This window comes from Stenotrophomonas sp. YJH_SMC_46, assembly GCF_059370315.1.
Window position 1 is genome coordinate 563055 of sequence record NZ_JCAFTO010000003.1, and the last position, 17115, is coordinate 580169.

Consider the following 17115-nt stretch of genomic DNA (forward strand, 5'->3'; position numbering starts at 1 on the left):
ATGGGCGGCAACAACGCACCGATCATTGTCAATGGCGGCAACGTCTACGACAGCCCGCTGGGGTATGACGCGCCGATCAACTACGACACCGGCCAGGTGAACCTGTCATCGCTGGGCGTGGAATGGTCCCTGAAGAAGGCACGGCAGGAGGTGATCCGCCGGCTTGGCTTCGTGGTCGAGCCGGTGAAGGTGCAGCGCACGTTCGACCAGCTGCGGCAGACGGTATCGACGGCGCTTGGCTTCACCTATGTGGGCACGCCTGCACCGCGCACGATGGCATCGCTGCGGCTGGACCTGCTGCGCCGGCTCGGCTTCTCTGCTCAGGCCACGGCCGATGCCTGGGCGCCGGGCGTCAAGGAGCTGCTGACCAACTTCCTTTCCGAAGCGCAGGTTGCGCTGCAGCACCAGTACCGGCTGAGCGTCAGCACGCCGCTGGCACCGTTCCATGACGACGCCGACGTGACCACGCTCGACCCCTGGGCCGTCTTCCTGCTGGCCCTGGCCAACGGCAAGGCCCACCACGGCCAGCAGGACGCGAAGGCCTATTACGACCAGCTGGGCGGCTACATCACCACGGTGGCCAAGTCTGCAGACGTGGACCAGATCATCAACACCGCGCAGGACTCGCTGCTGCAGCGGTACGCCATGGATCGCTACAGCGACGGGAAGGCGCCGCTGGTCGAAGGCGACGACAAGACCCTGATCGACGGCGTGGCCGTGGAAATGCAGGCGATCGCCGATGCGAAGGCGAAGTACGGCCAGAAGGATGCCGAGGCCTACTACAGCCGCCTGCAGGAGATGGCGCAGCGCCGGCCGTTTGACCTCGATGCGATGGTCGACAGCTTCATTCGTGACGCTCAGGACCAGCTGTACCAGCAGTACAAGGAACTGCGCACCGAGCGCTGGTGGACCATCCAGTGCGTGCCCGGTGCCAATCTGTACGACGTGCCGCTGGATCTGGACCAGTACCTGGACTTCCGGCGCATCACGTGGGCGGGGATTCAGGACGACGTGCAGTGGACGCCGCTGATCGAGGGCATCGACCCGGTGCTGTACACCAGCACCTCGCTGAGCAAGCCCGCCTGTTACCGGATCACCGACTGCATAGAGATTTTCCCGGCGCCTGACCGTGCGTACACGATCAAGATCCGCGGTCACCTGGGCCTGAAGTGGCTCACCGGTGACGACGACTTGCTGACGGTCAACAGCCGCGCGGTGTTCCTGCACGCGCTGGCGAACGCAAAGGCGCACTACAAGCAGCCAGACGCCGGCAACTACATGCAGCAGGCCCAGGCCTACGTGCGGCAGCTGATCGCCGGGTCCCATGGCACTCGACGCTACATCCCCGGCACGCGGCAGATCCCGCCGGCGCGGCGCCCGATCCCCGTTGGCGGCTGGCCGGAGGATTACTGATGCGCGCCACCTACCTGACTGCCGTAAAGGCCGGCATCACCCGCCTGCGCGACAAGGGCGGCGCATCGGAGGATGCGCTGTTCGACCTGCTCAATGGTTACGTTACTGCTGCGCGGACCATCCGCATGCGCCAGGCGGCGCGCATCCAGCTGGACCTGCCGCCCGGGACGATCGGGTTGACCTCTTTCAAGGGCGCGTTCGTGGTCTATGCCGACCAGGTGATGCCGGCTGGCCCTGGCTACTCGGTGGTGGTGCTGAAGCACCCGAGCAACGGCGCGGCGACGCTGAAGGAGATCCACTACTCGCTGCCATACCTTGGGTTCCTGTACGTGGTGGCCGAGTTCTCCGACGGGTCGACTTATCACTACTGGCTGGAAGAGGGGAAGCCGTGGGCAGCCAACACCACCTACCTGCCGGGGGCACTGGTCAGTCCGACGGCCCCCAACGGCCTGGCCTATTCGCTGGTCGACACCGGTGGTGGCCACGCCACGTGGGAGGCCTACGCGGCGCGCACGGTGGGCAACGTCGTAGTGCCGACGGCGAACAACGGCTTCAAGTACACGGTCAGCTCGGTGAGCGGAGCGAACGCGCGCTCCGGCGACACTGAGCCGCAGTGGCCAGCCATTACCGGCGGCACCGTGAACGAGGACGTTCCACTGGAGAACCCGCTGGGGAATGCCGGCAGCGGCACTGCCGGCGGCTCGGTGCCGCAGTGGACTGCTGCCAAGCAGGTAGCCAAGGGCGACCTGATCCGGCCGGTGAACCTGCCCAGTCCGACGGACACGGCACCGATCAACGGCAACTTCACCGACGGCAACACCGGCTGGGATCTGGAAGGCGGTGCACAGATCGTTGCGGGCAAGCTGCAACTGCCGGGGCGCATCAGCGACGGCGCCGCGGTGAACAAGGCGCGTTTTGTGGTCGCTGATGGAGCATCGCTCACGGCGAACTGCCTGATTGAGCAAGGACCGGCCAAGGCCGGCGCAACGCGCGGCTGGGTGGAGGTCCGGTGGTACGACAAGGACGACGTGATGATCTCCTACGCGCAGGGGAACATTGTCAGCAGCGATGCGGCGATCTCCACTGCCGTCTCGCAGAAGCCCAGCGGCGCGGCATATGCCAGGGCCGTCGTCGCGCTGTGGTCGGTGGGTGACCATGACCACCTGACCTACGCCGACAATCTCACTGTCAGTGGAGCGGTGAACGGTCTCCCTGCTGGCCTGGTGTATCGCGCCGTGCAGGATGTGGTAGCTCATACCGGTGCCACGGAACCGGCCTGGCCAAACATCTTGGGCAAGCGCGTGGTCGATGGCGGGGTGACCTGGGAAGCTGTCGCGGTCACCCGCGTGACCTGGACGGCCTCTCCGCTGTACGTCAGCGGCGGCAGTGAGCCAGCATGGCCGACCAGCGTGGGTGGTACCGTCGCGGATGGCAGCGTGACGTGGCAAGCCGTGAGCCGACGCGTGGAGGACCCGAACTGCCCGAACAGCAAGGTGGTGCTGATCGGTGCCTCGAAGGTCTTCGCCGGCGATGGCGACACCGTGCCCTACAGCGCAACCGTGGCGCCGAAGGACTGGAGTAGCGCCAACGATGCAGGGTTCCTCCCCACCGGCCTGCAGAACTACGGCGCGAACCCAGTGGCAGCGATGGGGCTTTATCGCGGCAACCTGACCGTCTTCAACGCCGAGGCATTCCAGCTGTGGCAGATCGATGAAGACCCGGCCAGCATGTCGCTGCTCGACGCGCTGCCGGTGGGTAGCACCCAGCACCGCGCCATCGCAGCCGTGGGCAACGACCTGCTGTTCCTGGCCAGCCAGGGCGTGCGCAGCGTGGGCATCGCCGCCAGCAGCACCAACTTCCAGGCCGGCGACGTAGGCATGCCGATCGACCCGCTGGTGCAGGCATGGCTGGCGCAGGCTTCGGTGGTGCCGCGCGGCCTGTACTTCCCGGCCGCTGGCCAGTACTGGTTGATGTTCGCGAAGGACGGCCAGACAGAGGTGTTCGTCTACACCATGACCCAGATCGGGCAGGTGGGCGCCTGGTCGCGGTATGTCTTCCCGTTCGAGGTGCACACCTGGGCCATCCAGGGCGACGCACTCTATCTGCGTTCGGCCAACCGCATCTATCGCATGGTGGACGGTGCGATCGGGGACGAGCTCTCCCCAGGCGTGGTCACCCCGTTCCAAGGCGTCATCCAGTGGCCGTGGCTCGACTTCGGCCCGGCGGGCGTCACGAAGATGCTGTACGGGTTCGAGGTGGTCGGGCGGGGCAAGGTCGGCATTCAGATCGGTTTCGACCAGACCAATGGCGGGGCGTTCACCCCTGCATACCAGGTCGATCCGGACACGCTCACCGGTGGCCCGGTGCCAATGTCGATGGCGGCGCCAACGTTCGCGGTGCGGCTGGTCTACGACGGCACCGAGGCGTGGCAGTGGAATGCCTTCGGCCTTTATGTGCAGGACTTCCGCCCGATGGCGTGACCATTGATCAAGGGGGGTAGGAAGTCAGCATTTCGGCATGATTTCCCCCCGTCTCCCGCGCAATGTTGTGCCCTGTCGGCCACTCCACTTGGTGGTGCTGGCCGACATCCTTCGGCACGACGAGCAGCGCCAGTTCCGGGCCGTTTTGGGCGGCCCCGCCTACAGCCCCGACACCACCGCACACGCGCTGGTGAATGCCTGGGCCACCTCTTCACCGTATGCCCTCACTGTCCTGCGCGCCGATGGCACACCGGCTGCCGCTGGTGGATTCGAGCCAGTCGGCCCGGGCATCTGGCAATCGTGGATGGTTGGCACGGAACAGGGCTGGGCCGAGCAGTGGCGCGCCATGACGAAGGCCAGCCGCTGGCTGATCGACCAGCTGTTTGCAGCCGGAGCGCGGCGGCTGCAGGTGAACGCTCTGGCTGACCGCTTGGCAGCCATCGAATGGTTCGAACGATCGCTGGGGATGCAGGACGACGGTGTCTGGAGCGGGCAGGGCGCCAACGGCGAGGACATCGCTCACTTTTCACGTATGCGAGGTGCCTGATGGGCGGCAGTAGCGGAAGCAAGGCGGCCAACGCCGCGGCACAGACCGAGGCGTGGCGAACCTCGAACATCAATCGCGCCACCGACCAGGTGAACCGGCTCTACAGCGCACCCTCGCGGCAGGCCGGTTACGACGACTTCCTGGGCGCCACTCGGGATTTCTACGGCGGCGAGCTCGGTCGGCAGAAGGAGCAGGCAGACCGAAGCCTGAAGTTCGCGATGGCCCGCAGCGGTCTCGCCGGCGGATCTGCGGCCGTGGACGCCAACCGCCGCCTGGGCGAGGACTATCAGCGCGGCGTGCTGGATGCCGAGCGCCTGGCGCAGGGAGCGTTGGCCGACCTGAAGGCATCGGACGAGACCTCACGCCAGAACCTGCTGTCGCAGGTCGCCGGCGGCATGAGCCTGACCAGCGGCGCCACGCAGTCGGCGCAGGCGCTGCAAGGTAACCTGCAGGCCGCGCAGGGCCGACTTCGGGCTGATTCGCTGGGCGAGATCTTCGGCGGCCTGGCTGACGTGTACACCCGCAGTCGCGAGGCGGCAGCGGACCGCCGGGGCTTCCGCGACGTCTACAACACGCTGTACCAGCCCGGCTTCGGCTACGGCGGTGCACGATGAGCGCGCTGCCTGACGTGATCAGTACCATGGCACGGCTGGTGAGCCAGCCTTCGCTGGCTGACATCGTGCAGCTGCAGGACCTGTGCGCGCAGCTGCCGCAGGCAGACATGCCGGTGGAGCACACATTCCTCCCCGGCCAGTATCTGCGCCGTATGTCGATGCCGGCCGGCGCGCTGGTGGTGGGGAAGCGTCACCGCTTCCGGCACGCCCTGATTGTCTCTGGCCACGTCACCCTGCGCACTGCCGACGGCATGGTGGAGCTGCAGGGCTTCCACGTCATCGACTCGCCGCCTGGCATGAAGCGCGCCATCTACGCGCACGCGCCGAGCGAACTGGTAACCGTCCACCTCACGGACGAAACAGATCTGGAGCGGATCGAGGCGCTGGTGATCATGCCCGACGACGAGCCGCTGGAATTGGAGGCACAGCCATGACGTGGGTCGCAACGGCCATTGCGGTGATCGGCGCCGCAACGCAGCAGTTCACGCAGCACCAGGCTGCCAAAAAGGCCGACAACCAGGCGGCGAACCGGATCTACCAGCAGGCGGCCAACCAGGAGCGGGCCGATTATGCGGTGAACCAGCTGCTGACCAAGCGCGCAACCGACGACGGCAGCGCCGAGCGGGCCAACGTCACCCGCAGCCTGATGGACCAGTCGCAGGCCGCCCAGATGGCGGCGAGCCGGGGGCTGAATCAGGCGGGTGCGGTCAGCGACGCATATCGAACTTCGGCCAATGATGCCGCGCTGGGGATCAGCGATTACGGCCAGCGCGCAGCCGGCCTGATGGCCCGAATCGACGCGCCACAGCAGCAGCGCAGGCGCGAGGCGCTACAGAGCGGGAATCTCGCATCGCAGCTGGGCCTGATTGGGCGCGAGGCGGCCAGCGATGACTTCCTGGCACAGCTCCGGCTGCAGGCAATTCGCCCCGACCCGTGGCTGACCGCCGCAGGCCAGATCGCGCAGGGCATCGGAAGCGGCATGGCCGCGCGTGGTGGTTCTGCGCCCAAGACCAATGCTGGCGCTACGGCCAACTTCGGCAACCAGGCCGGCACCTGGTACCAGAATCCGAACCTTTGGAGGCGCTGAGATGGCGACGAATGGATGGGCCTCTCTGGGCCAGGCATTTGCAGGCGGTGGCGCGGGGCAGGAGCGGGCATATCAGGCCGGCCAGACGCGTGCCGCACAGCTGGCCACGTTGCTGGCCGGTGCACAGATCAAGCGCGACGAAGCGATGGCGCGCGACCAGTTCCAGGCCAGCCTTGCAGATGCCGGGTATGCGCCTGAGCAGGCCAGCGTGCTTTCCAATGCACTCCGGGCCGGCTTCAACCCGACGCAGATCAGCGGATACCGCGGCGACTTGCAGGAGCAGGACTTCCGCCAAGGCGCGGTGGCGCGATCGCTCGCCGGCGACTTCGGCGGCGGCAACGCCTACCTGATGGGCGTAGCGAACGGCCCCGTCGAGCTGGCCGCCATCCAGGGGCAGAACCTGATCAACAACCGATTGCTGCCCGGCGGCGGTGGCGTCAGCACGACGGACCAGGGGCGGGCAAGCATCGCGGCAGACGCCGCTCGCGCGCGCGCCTCCGACGCAAGCGCGGCGAGTTCCTACGCCACTGCCGACTCAACGCGGCAACGGCTGGCGATCGCGCAGGAGCAGTTTGGCCTGCAGAGGGATGGCCGCTGGAACCCAGGCGGAACTGCCGCCGGCGGTGCAACTGGCAGCGCCGGCCAGAAGATGAGCAGCGACGAGCTGAAGCAAGCGTTTGCCGGTAAGGCCCTGGCCGACGATGCCTACGATTTCGCTGCGGCGTACCTCGGCAAGACTCCTGAGCAGATCCGGCAGATGAGTCCGAAGGATATCCGTGACGCAGTGGCTAAGGGTGGGCGGCTCACTGCCGGCCCGCTGATCGGGCGCTTGCCTGGTGCCAACATCTTGGCCAACAGCGACCTTGACGCGTACACCAGCTCGGCAGCCGGCAGACAGGCACGTATCAACAACCCATCTGGCCCGGTCACCGATGCCGACTTCAAGGCTGCGGAGCGCTCGGTTTTCAGCTCTACCAAGCCGGCCAGCGTCAATGCCGACCTGATCTACCGCGCCCTCATGCGTGGAGCCGCATCACAACCCGGTGCGGCACCGGCTCCTGGTGCAGGCGGTGTGGATGACCTCCTCGGCAAGTACGGGATCCGCTGATGGCCACTCTGGAACAGATCGAACAGGCCCTGCGTGCGGCTGACGCTGCCGGCAACACTGAAGACGCGCGCCGGTTGGCGCAGGCCTACAAGACACAGCGCGACGCGGAGCAAGGGGCTCCGACTGCGCCTGCCAAGCCGCCAATCACCGATCTGCCTCCGGTGCAGGCCGTGGCACCCGATGGCTGGGAGTACGGCATAGGGCGTGATGCTGCCTTCGGCCTACGCTCAATCCTGCAGGGCGGCGGCAGCCTGCTCGGCGCCCTGGGTGGTGACGCCCTGGGCGCACTGGAGACGAAGATCACCGGCCGCCCCGTGGCCAGCTTCCGCGACAACGCGGCTCGCCTGGCCGATGTTCTGGGTCTACCGCAGGCACAGACCGCCGGCGACCGCGTGCTGGGCGATGTCGGCGAGGCGCTGACTGGTACCGCACTGACGCTTGGCGGCGGTGCAGCCCTCAATGCAGGGCGTGCGGTGGCACCCACCCTGACTTCAGCTGCACCGGCGACCACGGCAGTACCTGGTCTTGCCAGGCGCGCTGGAGAATTCCTCACTGCTCAGCCAGTGCTGCAGGCGATCAGCACGATAGGCAGTTCTGGTGCGGCCGGGCTGGCCCGAGAGAGCGGCGCAGGTCCTTTTGGCCAGTTGGCGGCCGCGCTCGCCGGCGGCATCGGCCCGGCGGCTCTCATGCAGGGCGGCGCCGCAGCTGTGCGAGGTGCAGTGCGTGGCCGTTCTGGCGAGGCTATGCGGAACACCATCGCCGACTTCGAAGCGCTGGGGACGACACCCTCCGTCGGCCAGGCATCGGGCAACACCAATCTGCAGGGTGTGGAAAACCTGCTGGCGGGCGCGCCGACCAGCTCGGGGGTGATGCGCCGTTTCGCCGAGGGGCAGGGCGACGATATCGCCAGGAACCTCGGGGAGCGATCGCGCGCACTGGCGGCAGATCCCACCCGGCAAAACGCCGGCACCGCCATCGAAAAGGGCGTCGCGGCCTTCAAGGGCGACGTCACCGCACGCCGCCGGGCGCTGTATGACGCCGTGGACCAGCTGGTGCCGTCGGATACCCCAGTACGCCTGGATCGGACCAATGCCGAGCTGGCACGGCTGACCGCAGTCGATCCCGGCGCGCCGGCCTCCGCCGCGTCGATGATTCCTGACGAAGTCACGCAGCTGGCGCGCAACATCGCGTCGGACCTGGGTGAGGGGGGAACCGCGTTGCCCTACCAGACCTTCAAGGATCTTCGGTCAAACCTGGGCAACGGCCTGTTCGACTTCACACTGACCCCTGACCGAGCTACTTCGCAGCTGCGCGGCGTGTACCGCGCCATGGGTGACGACATCGAGGCGGCTGTGCAGGCTCAGGGCGGCAAGGCACCCGAGGCGCTGGCGCGCGCGAACGCCTACTTCAAGTCAACGCAGGAACAGTTGAAGCAGCTGGAGCGCGTGGTGAACAAGGCTGGCGGCCCGGAGAAGGTCTACAACGCCGTGATGGCCGGTGCTGGCGAAGGCGGAACCACGCTGAAGCGCGTGATGGAGGCTTTGCCGGATGATGGGAAAAAGTCCCTGACGGCCGCTGTGCTGAACCGAATGGGCCGTCCGACGCCCGGCCAGGCTGGGCTGCCGGCCGAGCAGTTCAGCCCAGGCACTTTCATGACCAACTGGAGCAGGTTGTCCGACGAGGCGAGGCGCGAACTGTTCGGCCACTATGGCCCGGGCTTCGCCAAGGATATGGACCAGATCGCCCGGGTGGCCGACAACATCAAGAGCGGATCGCAGGTTTTCGCCAACCCCAGTGGCAGCGCAAACCGCGCTGCTGCATACACCTACGGCGCTGCGCTGGTCGCGTCCCTGATGGACGTGAGTGGCGTGTCCACTGCGAGCCTGCTTGGAAGTGGCGCGGGGGCGAACGTTGTCGCCCGGGCGATGGTGAATCCGCGATTCGTGAAGTGGCTGGCCAGGGCTACCACTGCTCCGATCGGGTCAGTTGCTGGCAGCCTGGCGTCGCTGCGAAACATTGCAGCCAACACCAACGATCCGGAGCTACAGCAGATTGCTGAGCAGCTGAGGAACGCGGAAGAAGAAAACGGCCAGGCCGCCGAGTAGAAGAATCATCCCCGCTACAAGGTAGATGGCAACGCGGCCGCCACCACGGCCGCCAGCTTCATGCTTGCGCTCCCAGTCCTTGCGCTGGATCTCGCTCCAGGCCTTTTCCGGGTGGAACTCACCGGTTCCCTTGAATCGGTCTTCGCTCATAGTCATTCCCTATCACTGCAGCGATGGTAGCCCGCCAAACGGCGGGCCGCCTCTCTGGAACGCCTATTTGCCCATCCGGACGCAGGCCGCGGTGTTGTTTCTCAATATTTCGAGAGACTTTTGAGGATCGGTGCCATTCAGTACCACCTGAATCTCAGCGTCGGCTAGGCTTGCCGTAGCGGTCAAAGCTACGCATTCACAATGTGATGAGAGAGATCCGACATTGGCTCGGATGAGGCTGGCAGCAAGTCCAGAGTCACTCAAATACTGCGCCTTGCACGCATAGGTGATTCGGGCGAACGCTTGGAAGCGATCTTCCAACTGGTCCGCACTAGCGCTCATAGGAACCGCAGTGCTTGCCCAGGCAATTAGAGCGAGCGTGGAAATTCTCATAGGTCCTCCATGACCCGGCCATCCCGGGCAGGCGGATGGTACCACCAGCCCCGGCCGGCTCCTGCGCCAAAAGGAGGGCCCGGTTGCCCGGGCCAGACCGTTACGCGCTCACAGCCACCAACGGTTCGTTGCAAACGTCCTTTCCGTCCTCGCTGATCAACCAGATGCCCCAGTTGCGTGAGAAGTAGCTGCGGTGCCCAGAAAACAGCTTGGACTGCTTGCCATCCATCGTTACGAAAAAGTTGTGCGGCACACAAATCGCCTGGGACACACCGTCCACCGACCAGACCAACGAGCCTATTGGGGGATGGTTCGGCCCCTCAATGGGCCCTTCGACACGGAGATCGAGCTTTGTCCCAGCTTTTAAGGTCACGCAGTTCGTCGGCTGGTCCAAGTACTTCCATGTGCCCATATCCGCACCGGTCAGGCACAAAGCGAGTTCCGCAGTCCGCCCATTCTCTTCGAGCTGAATCCGCATGTACCAATCAGTGCCCTGCTGTATCAATGAACCAAGCGGAAGGTCGTAGTCCTTCCTGATTTCGAAAACGCTTGCCTTGATAGCCACTAACCGTCTCCTTGGTTGGAGCCCGGATTCTAGCCCGCGCGTAGGACCGCGCGTCTAGCGCCCATTGAACCGGTACCCCCTGAAGGCACCGTAGGCCCATCACTTCCAAGGGGGCCGACAGTGGCACGAATCACAGCACAGGAGGCGGGCGGGCAGAACGTCGTGGCGTTCCTGGACATGCTGGCCTGGTCCGAGGGGACCGACAACGGCCGGCAGCCGACCAAGCAGCACGGCTACGACGTCCTGGTAGGCGGCGGCGTGTTCTCCGACCTCAGCAAGCACCCCGAACGGCTGGTACGGCTGAATTCCACGCTCAGCTCCACCGCTGCCGGCCGGTACCAGTTCCTGAAGCGGACCTGGGCCACCTTGCAGGCGAGGCTGAAGCTGCCCGATTTCGGCCCGCTGAGCCAAGACAAGGGCTGCATCGAGCTGATCCGCGGCCGCCGTGCGCTCGACGCGGTGAAGGCCGGCCAGTTCGACCGTGCCGTGTCCCTCTGCGCCAAGGAGTGGGCCAGCCTGCCGGGCGCCAACTACGGCCAGCACGAGCAGAGCCTGGAGAAGCTGCGGCAGATCTACAAGAACGCCGGCGGCACTCTGGGTGGGGGCGTATGAGCATGGAAGCCCAGCCGAGCCAGGACGGCCGCACCCGCGTTTCCCTAGGCCCGGTGGAAAAGTGGTTCGTGACCGCTTTCGCCGGATTCATCGTTGCTGGCGGTTACTGGCTGATCAGCTCCATGCAGGCGGTGCTGACCCAGCAGCAGGTCACGAACCAGCAGATGGCCACCGTGCAGCAGCAGCTGCAGACCTTCAACACGCAGCTGGCCGACGTGCCGGCGCTGAAGCTCGAACTGGCCAAGCAGGCCGTGCAGGTCGAGCAGAACAAGGCCGACATCAAGGAGCTGAAGCAGCTCAGGGGGCTGAAATGAAGGTCGAGCTGATCGACGGGTGGCGCCGCGCTTGGAAGCTGGCCTCGGTATGGGTGTTCGGCCTGGTGTGCCTGTTCCCGGACATGTACGACGCGATCGCCGCCATGGGCTGGATGGACGAGCTGCCCGAGCCGGCGAAGTGGTCGATCCGTGTGCTTGGCGCGGTCGGCGTGGTGGCCCGTGTGCTGAAGGCCCGGAGGCGTTCCGATGCAAATCCCTGACCCGATCCGGCCGTATGCGGACCTGATGCGCTGGGGCCTTGCGGCGCTGCTTGCCGGCGGCCTGTTCGTGGCCGGCTGCCAGCGTGGCGAGGATCGTCAGGCTGCACAGGACCAGGAACAGATCGAGGCCGTGCAGCGACAGCTGGAAGGCGCGCGCGCCGAGGCTGCAGAGAACCTGCGCGCGGCCAACGCCGCCGGCGAGCTGCTGCAGGAGGTGAACCGACAGACCCAGGCATCCATCGATGCGGCCGAGGCAGCACGCAAGGCTTCCGATGCCGCGGCCCGTCGGGCTGAAGCCGCAGCGGCTGAGGGCCAGCGCCGTGCCACTGCCGCCGAGAAGGCCCTGCAGGCCGCCAAGACCCAGCCCGCGTGCCGGGCACAACTGGAGCAGACCCTGTGCGATTCCATCCCGCTGCTTTGATCCTGCTGGTGCTGGCCGGGTGTGCCAGCGCGCCGCAGCGACCGGCCATTCCGGAAAAGGTGCTGGTCCCTGTCGAGAAGCAGGTACCGGTCGACGCCCGCCTGACCAAGCCGTGCCCGGTCAAACGCGCCACGTCCCGCACGGTTGAGGCCGTGGTGGCCGCCTATAACGCCAACCTGGTGACGTTGCAGGACTGCGACAACCGCATGGGCGAGATCCGCAGCTTGGGCGAGGGGAAGACCCAGCCGTGAGCAAGGTAAAGCTCCAGGACAATCTCGGCCGTGTGGTGAACATCAACGCAGATGCCACCAAGGGCGCGATCGTGGGCGTCAACTTGTACGCGGCAGATGGCAAGACACTGATCGATCCGGCCCAACTCGGCGGCGGCAGCGGCAACAGCAGCCTTGATTGGGAAAAAGTCACCAACGTCCCGAAGGACCTGGATGCGTTCGCCAAACTGTCGGGGATCGGGTACCCGGCGCTGACTGGACCGGGCGATTGGCGCATGCGCACGTTCCGCGCCGGTGGTGGAATTACCGTCGTCAACGGTAACGGCCGGGACGGGGATACCGTTCTGCGGCTGGAGGAAGTCGGCAACACCGAAGACGGCCAGGCGCTGGTGAAGATCACCCGCGACGTATATGGCCGTGTCATCGCCACCGCGGCAGCAAGCACCGACGACCTGGCCGAGGGTGGCAGCAACCTGTACTTCACCGCCGCGCGTGCTGATGCACGGGCCGATGCGCGCATCACCGCACAGAAGGGTGCCGCCAACGGCCTGGCACCGCTGGATGCGGCCAGCAAGATCCCCACGCAGTACCTGCCGGCGCTGGCGATCACGTCCACCTTTGTGGTGAACAGCCAGGCCGCGCAGCTGGCGCTGGATGCGCAGGAGGGCGATGTCGCCGTGCGCACGGACCAGAGCCGCACCTACATCCAGAACGGCGGCAACGCCGGCACGATGGCCGACTGGACGCTGCTGCAGACGCCGCCCGACCTGGTGCAATCCGTGAACGGTCAGACCGGCACCGTCTCGCTGGACGCAGCGGACGTGGATGCCACCCGTTCCGTGGTGGGCCTGCAGGGCGACGTGACCGCGACGGACATCGCCGACGCCCTCGGCCTTGGCACTGCCGCCACGCGCGCCGCCACCGACTTCGTGGCCATCGCTTCGCTGGCCACCCTTCCCAACGCCGTTGATGACGCCGCAGCCGCAACCGCTGGTGTGGCGGTCGGTGCGATGTACCGCAACGGTTCCGTCCTTTGCGTTCGCATCTCCTGAGGTAGCCCGATGACTACGAAATTTCCTGCCGAAATCGACCAGTTCGAGAACCCGCGGCCGAACGACAGTCAAGCGCAGGCGCGCACGCACTCAGATCAGCACGGCGACGCAAACGACGCCATCGAGGCTGTGCAGCGCAAGTTGGGAGTAAATGAGTCCGATGACGTCGATTCCATAGACTTTAAGGTGGGAGCGCTGGAAAACCTGACCGAGAGCCTTGGTAGCGCGGCGTTCGAACCGACAGATGCTTTCGCATCAGCCGCCCAGGGCAGCCTAGCCGCCAGCGCCGTACAGCCTGCGGTACTGGACGCCTCGGTTGCGGTGATCAATGCGAAGATCGACACGACCAACGCCGCAACCAATGTACGTGTGGACAACTTGGAGGCGGCGCAGTCCAGCGACGCTATCTACACTGCTACCTGGGCCGAGCTGGCAGCATCGTCTGGCACCTTCGCGGGGCAGGGTGCGTTCGTCACCAGCGACAACGGCAACCACACGGATCCTGTCAGTGGTCAGCCGGTGAGTAACTCGGGGCAGTACAAGTGGACCGGCACGGCCTGGCAGTGGCTGCGCGCCGATATTCTTGCGCAGAAAGCGGATAAGTCTGCGTTGGCGCCGGTAGCGGCAACGGCACGGGGTCTCGCGGTCGCCCAGCAAGGGGAGGCGCTGCGAAACCTGGAGCGCGATGGAATCACCGGTTTTTCGTTCCCGATTCAAGCGCGCGACGGCCGTGTGGTCGGGTTCAATTCGAAAGGTGGCGTAAACGTTGCAGACGTGGTGGTGCCTGGCACCAACACCGTCCCGTCGCGAGACGGCCCGCGGATGATCGGGGTAGTTGCATCGTCGGTGGATGGGAAAGTGGGTATCGGGTTCGATCCAAGCACCGGCCTCACCTATGTGCTGCCGGACGCAGCCTCTCTCGCCTACATCGGCGAGAACATTGCCGGCGCGCCGCCATCACTGCGCGGGGACTGGGGTAGCAACGTCTACAACGTTCGTCACTATGCAAATGCCGCGTACAACACGGCGACGGTGTCCGACCGCGCCTCGCGCACCTACGACGCGCGTCAGCTGATTGCGGGGGCACAGCCCACGCTGATGATGGCTGCACCGTCGAGCCAGCGAATGAAGGTGGTGTTCGTCTACGGCCAGTCCAACGCTGGCCTGGGTGGATCCACCGGTCGGATCGTGTCCGATGCACCTTGGCCGCATTCCACCGTGGGCTTTGCCGGCGTCAACGGCTCTAGCCAGCAGGGCACCGTGCATATGTCTGCGGCGACGCTGACCGACTTCGTGGCGGCGCTGGATTTCGACCTGGCACAGACGCCCGCGATCTGTTCAAGCTACGGCATCACCCAGTACAACGCATGGGCAGGTCGGCAGGATCCCGGCTACATCGCTGCGACGGCATGGCATGGGTCTCAGCCGATCACCAGCTTCTATCCGAACGCCATCAGCGGATTCTGGAACTACGAGAATGCTGTGACCTTCCTGCAGCGTTCCGTCGCTCTGGCGGCAACCTATGGCCGGACCGCTGAGCTGGATGTGATGCAGTGGATCCAAGGCGAGGCAGGGCCATCCGGCAGGGAGAACTACGCGACCCAGCTCAATGACCTGTTCGACACTGTTCTGCCCGGATTCAAGGCCGCAACCGGTCAGACGGCCGATGTGAGGGTTGCAATCTGGCAGACGAACATGAGCAAGGCCAGTGCGAGCGAGAACTACGCCAGCCAAGGGCAGTGGGATGTTGCGAATTCGCGCGCCGACTCTTTCCTGGCTGGCCCCATGTACCAGTTCAAGCTTGGGGATGAATCGACGGGTCCCAGCACGGTGCACACCGGACCGGAAGGGCGGCTGATGCTGGGCGAGACCTATGCGGACGTGTATGCGTCGATTGTCGACAAGGGCGCGTGGAAGCCTATCCAGCCTGTTTCGGCAGTGCGTTCGGGGAACATCATCGACGTGACGTTCGAGGGCACCATGCTGGATCGCCCTGGTGCGGCTCTGGCCATCGACGCCGATTGGGTGCCGGCGACGCTCAATCATGGCTTCAGCTACACCGATGACGCCTCGCCACCGGTAATCGCTGCTGTGGCTCTGCAAGGCCCGCGAACTGTGCGGATCACCCTCGCGACGGCACCCACCGGCGGTGGCAAGAAGCTCCGATATGCGATCGACGCTTTCAGTGACGTTCCCTACTGGCCTACCCGCCGCGGCAATCTGATGGTGACGACGGACCGCGCGAGCTGGTGGCGCCAGCGGGGAATTGATGTCCCGTCTCATGTGCGCCACTACGCCATCCGCTTTGAAATCCCCGTTACGGAGTAACCCTCATGTCTGGATTCACCTATCCCCAGCCGTTCAATAATCCGGGTATCCCGGTGTACCCGAGCCATGCAAGCGCGCTGCTGGCTGATGCAAGGGTCTCTCACTGGTTCCAAGCGGATGCGCGCTTCACCGAGACCGATTCCAGCGGGATTTCCGCTTTCATCAACCGGAAGAACGCCAACTCGAAGTTCAACAGAAACGGTGCTGCCAACTCGCCGGACCTTTCTCCCAACCAGTTCGCGGGGTACAGCGGGGCGGTCTTCAATCCAGCGGACCCCGACTACTGCATCCTTGGCGAGTCCGTGGACCTCACCCAGCCATATACCTGGGCCGGTATTGCCAGGCTCGACAACAACGCGTCGACTGGAAACCTGCTGGCAGTTTTCACGAACAGCAGCACGCGCAGCATTCTCAACGTGAGCGCTGGAACGAGCATCCTCCGATTCCAACGAGGGACGTCGACAGCGCAGCTGCCGGTGCAGATAGGAGTGCCGTTCGCGTTCATCGCGAGCTATGACGGCACCAACATTGCTTTGGCGATCGGGGGGCAGGTGAATACCGCAGCGGCCTCTGGCGCCCCCGGAACTACCAACATTGCCTTGGGCGCACTGCCCGGCGGGTCTCAATTCTGGAATGGTTCAGTCAGTGACGTGATTTTCTGCAACGGGCTGGGTGCGCTCGATGGCAGCGCCGCAGGGAACGAGGTGGCAGCCAAGTTGCGAAACTACTTCCAGAACGTGTACGGCTTGACTGCCTGACACCTGGCAGGGTCGAGTTTGTCTCGACCCTCTCAGGCAACCGGCTGCAGCAGATCCTCGCGGTTATTCCGAGGCGTGTTCACCGCGCGGCTGACGCGGTAGGCCTCCATTGCCGGCGTCTCGCTGGCCAGCAGCATCGCCATCGCGTCGTCCGGGCCGGCTGCCATCCACTCATCGATCTGGCCGGCCTGCAGCCACACCGGCATGCGGTCGTGGATGTCGGCCGAGACGCCGCTGCTGTCGCCGGTGATGATGGTGAAGGTGCCCAGGTTGCCGTCGGGCAGCAGGGGGCTGGTGTCCTCCCACAGGCCGGCGGCCAGCAGCGGCCCGGTCGCGTGGATGAACCACGGGTCTTTCTTCCCGTCCTCGGGGCTGACCGACCACTCGTAGTACCCGGCCATGGGGATCACGCAGCGACGCTTCTTGAAGGCCGATCGGAAGGCGGGCTTGGTGGCCACCGTCTCGATCCGGGCGTTGATGGTCGAGCCCTGCAGGCCCTTGGCCTTGGCCCAGAACGGCAGCAGGCCCCACGCAAGGCGGGTGACCTGCCGGCCTTCGGCCCGGTCCAGGATTACCGAGGCCCGCTGTGTCGGTGCGAGGTTGTAGCTGGGCTGGATCTCGGCCAGGCCGGGCGCAAGGTCAGCCAGCCCCGGCTGGCCGAAGTCGATCACGGGGAGCTGGACGAATCGGCCGCACATGGCCGGAGGGTAGTCCGGC

The 17115-nt window shown here is 65.6% G+C and carries 19 protein-coding genes; 16 read left to right on the forward strand and 3 right to left on the reverse strand.

From position 1 onward, the window contains the following. Genes AC5P8C_RS12205 through AC5P8C_RS12240 form a run of 8 tightly spaced genes read left to right on the forward strand, consistent with a single transcriptional unit; the run spans position 1 to position 9354 of the window. The gene (locus tag AC5P8C_RS12205; RefSeq protein ID WP_495218829.1) at positions 1–1413 is read left to right on the forward strand and encodes a phage adaptor protein; all 1413 of its coding nucleotides are present in this window, start codon (positions 1–3) and stop codon (positions 1411–1413) included. After that, positions 1413–3893 carry a hypothetical protein gene (locus AC5P8C_RS12210; RefSeq protein WP_495218831.1) on the forward strand — a complete coding sequence of 827 codons (2481 nt, stop codon included), beginning with the start codon at positions 1413–1415 and terminating at the stop codon, positions 3891–3893. Before AC5P8C_RS12205 ends, AC5P8C_RS12210 begins: the two co-directional genes overlap by 1 nt. Positions 3894–3930: 37 nt before the next feature. Beyond that, a complete protein-coding gene (locus tag AC5P8C_RS12215; protein ID WP_495218832.1) occupies positions 3931–4440 on the forward strand; it encodes a hypothetical protein in 510 nt (169 codons plus the stop codon). Then, entirely contained in the window at positions 4440–5054 is a 615-nt protein-coding gene (locus AC5P8C_RS12220; protein ID WP_111097957.1) for a hypothetical protein, read from the forward strand. The genes AC5P8C_RS12215 and AC5P8C_RS12220 overlap by 1 nt, the downstream gene beginning before the upstream one ends. Then, the gene (locus tag AC5P8C_RS12225) at positions 5051–5488 is read left to right on the forward strand and encodes a hypothetical protein (protein ID WP_111097958.1); all 438 of its coding nucleotides are present in this window, start codon (positions 5051–5053) and stop codon (positions 5486–5488) included. The genes AC5P8C_RS12220 and AC5P8C_RS12225 overlap by 4 nt, the downstream gene beginning before the upstream one ends. Positions 5489–5511: 23 nt before the next feature. Then, on the forward strand, positions 5512–6141 hold the full coding sequence (locus tag AC5P8C_RS12230; protein ID WP_495218833.1) for a hypothetical protein: 630 nt from the start codon (positions 5512–5514) through the stop codon (positions 6139–6141). Between the two features lies 1 nt (position 6142). Next, positions 6143–7249, forward strand: a complete 1107-nt coding sequence (locus AC5P8C_RS12235) for a hypothetical protein (RefSeq protein WP_495218834.1) — start codon at positions 6143–6145, stop codon at positions 7247–7249. Continuing rightward, positions 7249–9354 (forward strand): hypothetical protein, encoded by a 2106-nt coding sequence (locus tag AC5P8C_RS12240; RefSeq protein WP_495218835.1) that lies wholly within the window; start codon positions 7249–7251, stop codon positions 9352–9354. Before AC5P8C_RS12235 ends, AC5P8C_RS12240 begins: the two co-directional genes overlap by 1 nt. Here AC5P8C_RS12240 and AC5P8C_RS12245 read toward each other — a convergent pair. Beyond that, entirely contained in the window at positions 9292–9504 is a 213-nt protein-coding gene (locus tag AC5P8C_RS12245; protein ID WP_495218836.1) for a hypothetical protein, read from the reverse strand. The genes AC5P8C_RS12240 and AC5P8C_RS12245 overlap by 63 nt on opposite strands. 493 nt (positions 9505–9997) lie before the next feature. Beyond that, positions 9998–10462 carry a hypothetical protein gene (locus AC5P8C_RS12250; protein ID WP_495218837.1) on the reverse strand — a complete coding sequence of 155 codons (465 nt, stop codon included), beginning with the start codon at positions 10460–10462 and terminating at the stop codon, positions 9998–10000. Positions 10463–10582: 120 nt separating this feature from the next. Between AC5P8C_RS12250 and AC5P8C_RS12255 the strand changes: the two genes are divergently transcribed. Genes AC5P8C_RS12255 through AC5P8C_RS12290 form a run of 8 tightly spaced genes read left to right on the forward strand, consistent with a single transcriptional unit; the run spans position 10583 to position 16398 of the window. Then, entirely contained in the window at positions 10583–11074 is a 492-nt protein-coding gene (locus AC5P8C_RS12255; protein ID WP_495218838.1) for a glycoside hydrolase family 24 protein, read from the forward strand. Between the two features lie 2 nt (positions 11075–11076). Next, on the forward strand, positions 11077–11388 hold the full coding sequence (locus AC5P8C_RS12260; protein ID WP_483008118.1) for a hypothetical protein: 312 nt from the start codon (positions 11077–11079) through the stop codon (positions 11386–11388). Beyond that, on the forward strand, positions 11385–11609 hold the full coding sequence (locus tag AC5P8C_RS12265; protein ID WP_134730544.1) for a DUF7940 domain-containing protein: 225 nt from the start codon (positions 11385–11387) through the stop codon (positions 11607–11609). Before AC5P8C_RS12260 ends, AC5P8C_RS12265 begins: the two co-directional genes overlap by 4 nt. Next, positions 11596–12030 (forward strand): hypothetical protein, encoded by a 435-nt coding sequence (locus tag AC5P8C_RS12270; RefSeq protein WP_495218839.1) that lies wholly within the window; start codon positions 11596–11598, stop codon positions 12028–12030. Before AC5P8C_RS12265 ends, AC5P8C_RS12270 begins: the two co-directional genes overlap by 14 nt. Continuing rightward, positions 12006–12281 (forward strand): Rz1-like lysis system protein LysC, encoded by a 276-nt coding sequence (gene lysC, locus AC5P8C_RS12275; protein WP_495218840.1) that lies wholly within the window; start codon positions 12006–12008, stop codon positions 12279–12281. Before AC5P8C_RS12270 ends, lysC begins: the two co-directional genes overlap by 25 nt. Further along, complete coding sequence (locus AC5P8C_RS12280) at positions 12278–13312, forward strand: hypothetical protein (protein WP_495218842.1); 1035 nt, start codon at positions 12278–12280, stop codon at positions 13310–13312. Before lysC ends, AC5P8C_RS12280 begins: the two co-directional genes overlap by 4 nt. A gap of 9 nt (positions 13313–13321) precedes the next feature. After that, positions 13322–15640, forward strand: coding sequence for a hypothetical protein (locus tag AC5P8C_RS12285; protein ID WP_495218843.1), 2319 nt, complete (start codon positions 13322–13324; stop codon positions 15638–15640). 5 nt (positions 15641–15645) lie between these two features. After that, the gene (locus AC5P8C_RS12290) at positions 15646–16398 is read left to right on the forward strand and encodes a LamG-like jellyroll fold domain-containing protein (protein ID WP_495218844.1); all 753 of its coding nucleotides are present in this window, start codon (positions 15646–15648) and stop codon (positions 16396–16398) included. Between the two features lie 32 nt (positions 16399–16430). On the opposite strand, the gene AC5P8C_RS12295 is transcribed toward AC5P8C_RS12290, so the two are convergent. Next, a complete protein-coding gene (locus AC5P8C_RS12295) occupies positions 16431–17096 on the reverse strand; it encodes an SOS response-associated peptidase (RefSeq protein ID WP_495218845.1) in 666 nt (221 codons plus the stop codon). Positions 17097–17115 lie beyond the last annotated feature (19 nt).

Bases quoted from the DNA above. Each gene is read 5' to 3' on its own strand.
- AC5P8C_RS12205 (WP_495218829.1), top strand. From the start codon at position 1: ATGGGCGGCAACAACGCACCGATCATTGTCAATGGCGGCAACGTCTAC.
- AC5P8C_RS12210 (WP_495218831.1), top strand. From the start codon at position 1,413: ATGCGCGCCACCTACCTGACTGCCGTAAAGGCCGGCATCACCCGCCTG.
- AC5P8C_RS12215 (WP_495218832.1), top strand. From the start codon at position 3,931: ATGATTTCCCCCCGTCTCCCGCGCAATGTTGTGCCCTGTCGGCCACTC.
- AC5P8C_RS12220 (WP_111097957.1), top strand. From the start codon at position 4,440: ATGGGCGGCAGTAGCGGAAGCAAGGCGGCCAACGCCGCGGCACAGACC.
- AC5P8C_RS12225 (WP_111097958.1), top strand. From the start codon at position 5,051: ATGAGCGCGCTGCCTGACGTGATCAGTACCATGGCACGGCTGGTGAGC.
- AC5P8C_RS12235 (WP_495218834.1), top strand. From the start codon at position 6,143: ATGGCGACGAATGGATGGGCCTCTCTGGGCCAGGCATTTGCAGGCGGT.
- AC5P8C_RS12240 (WP_495218835.1), top strand. From the start codon at position 7,249: ATGGCCACTCTGGAACAGATCGAACAGGCCCTGCGTGCGGCTGACGCT.
- AC5P8C_RS12245 (WP_495218836.1), bottom strand. From the start codon at position 9,504: ATGAGCGAAGACCGATTCAAGGGAACCGGTGAGTTCCACCCGGAAAAG.
- AC5P8C_RS12260 (WP_483008118.1), top strand. From the start codon at position 11,077: ATGGAAGCCCAGCCGAGCCAGGACGGCCGCACCCGCGTTTCCCTAGGC.
- AC5P8C_RS12265 (WP_134730544.1), top strand. From the start codon at position 11,385: ATGAAGGTCGAGCTGATCGACGGGTGGCGCCGCGCTTGGAAGCTGGCC.
- AC5P8C_RS12270 (WP_495218839.1), top strand. From the start codon at position 11,596: ATGCAAATCCCTGACCCGATCCGGCCGTATGCGGACCTGATGCGCTGG.
- AC5P8C_RS12285 (WP_495218843.1), top strand. From the start codon at position 13,322: ATGACTACGAAATTTCCTGCCGAAATCGACCAGTTCGAGAACCCGCGG.
- AC5P8C_RS12290 (WP_495218844.1), top strand. From the start codon at position 15,646: ATGTCTGGATTCACCTATCCCCAGCCGTTCAATAATCCGGGTATCCCG.
- AC5P8C_RS12295 (WP_495218845.1), bottom strand. From the start codon at position 17,096: ATGTGCGGCCGATTCGTCCAGCTCCCCGTGATCGACTTCGGCCAGCCG.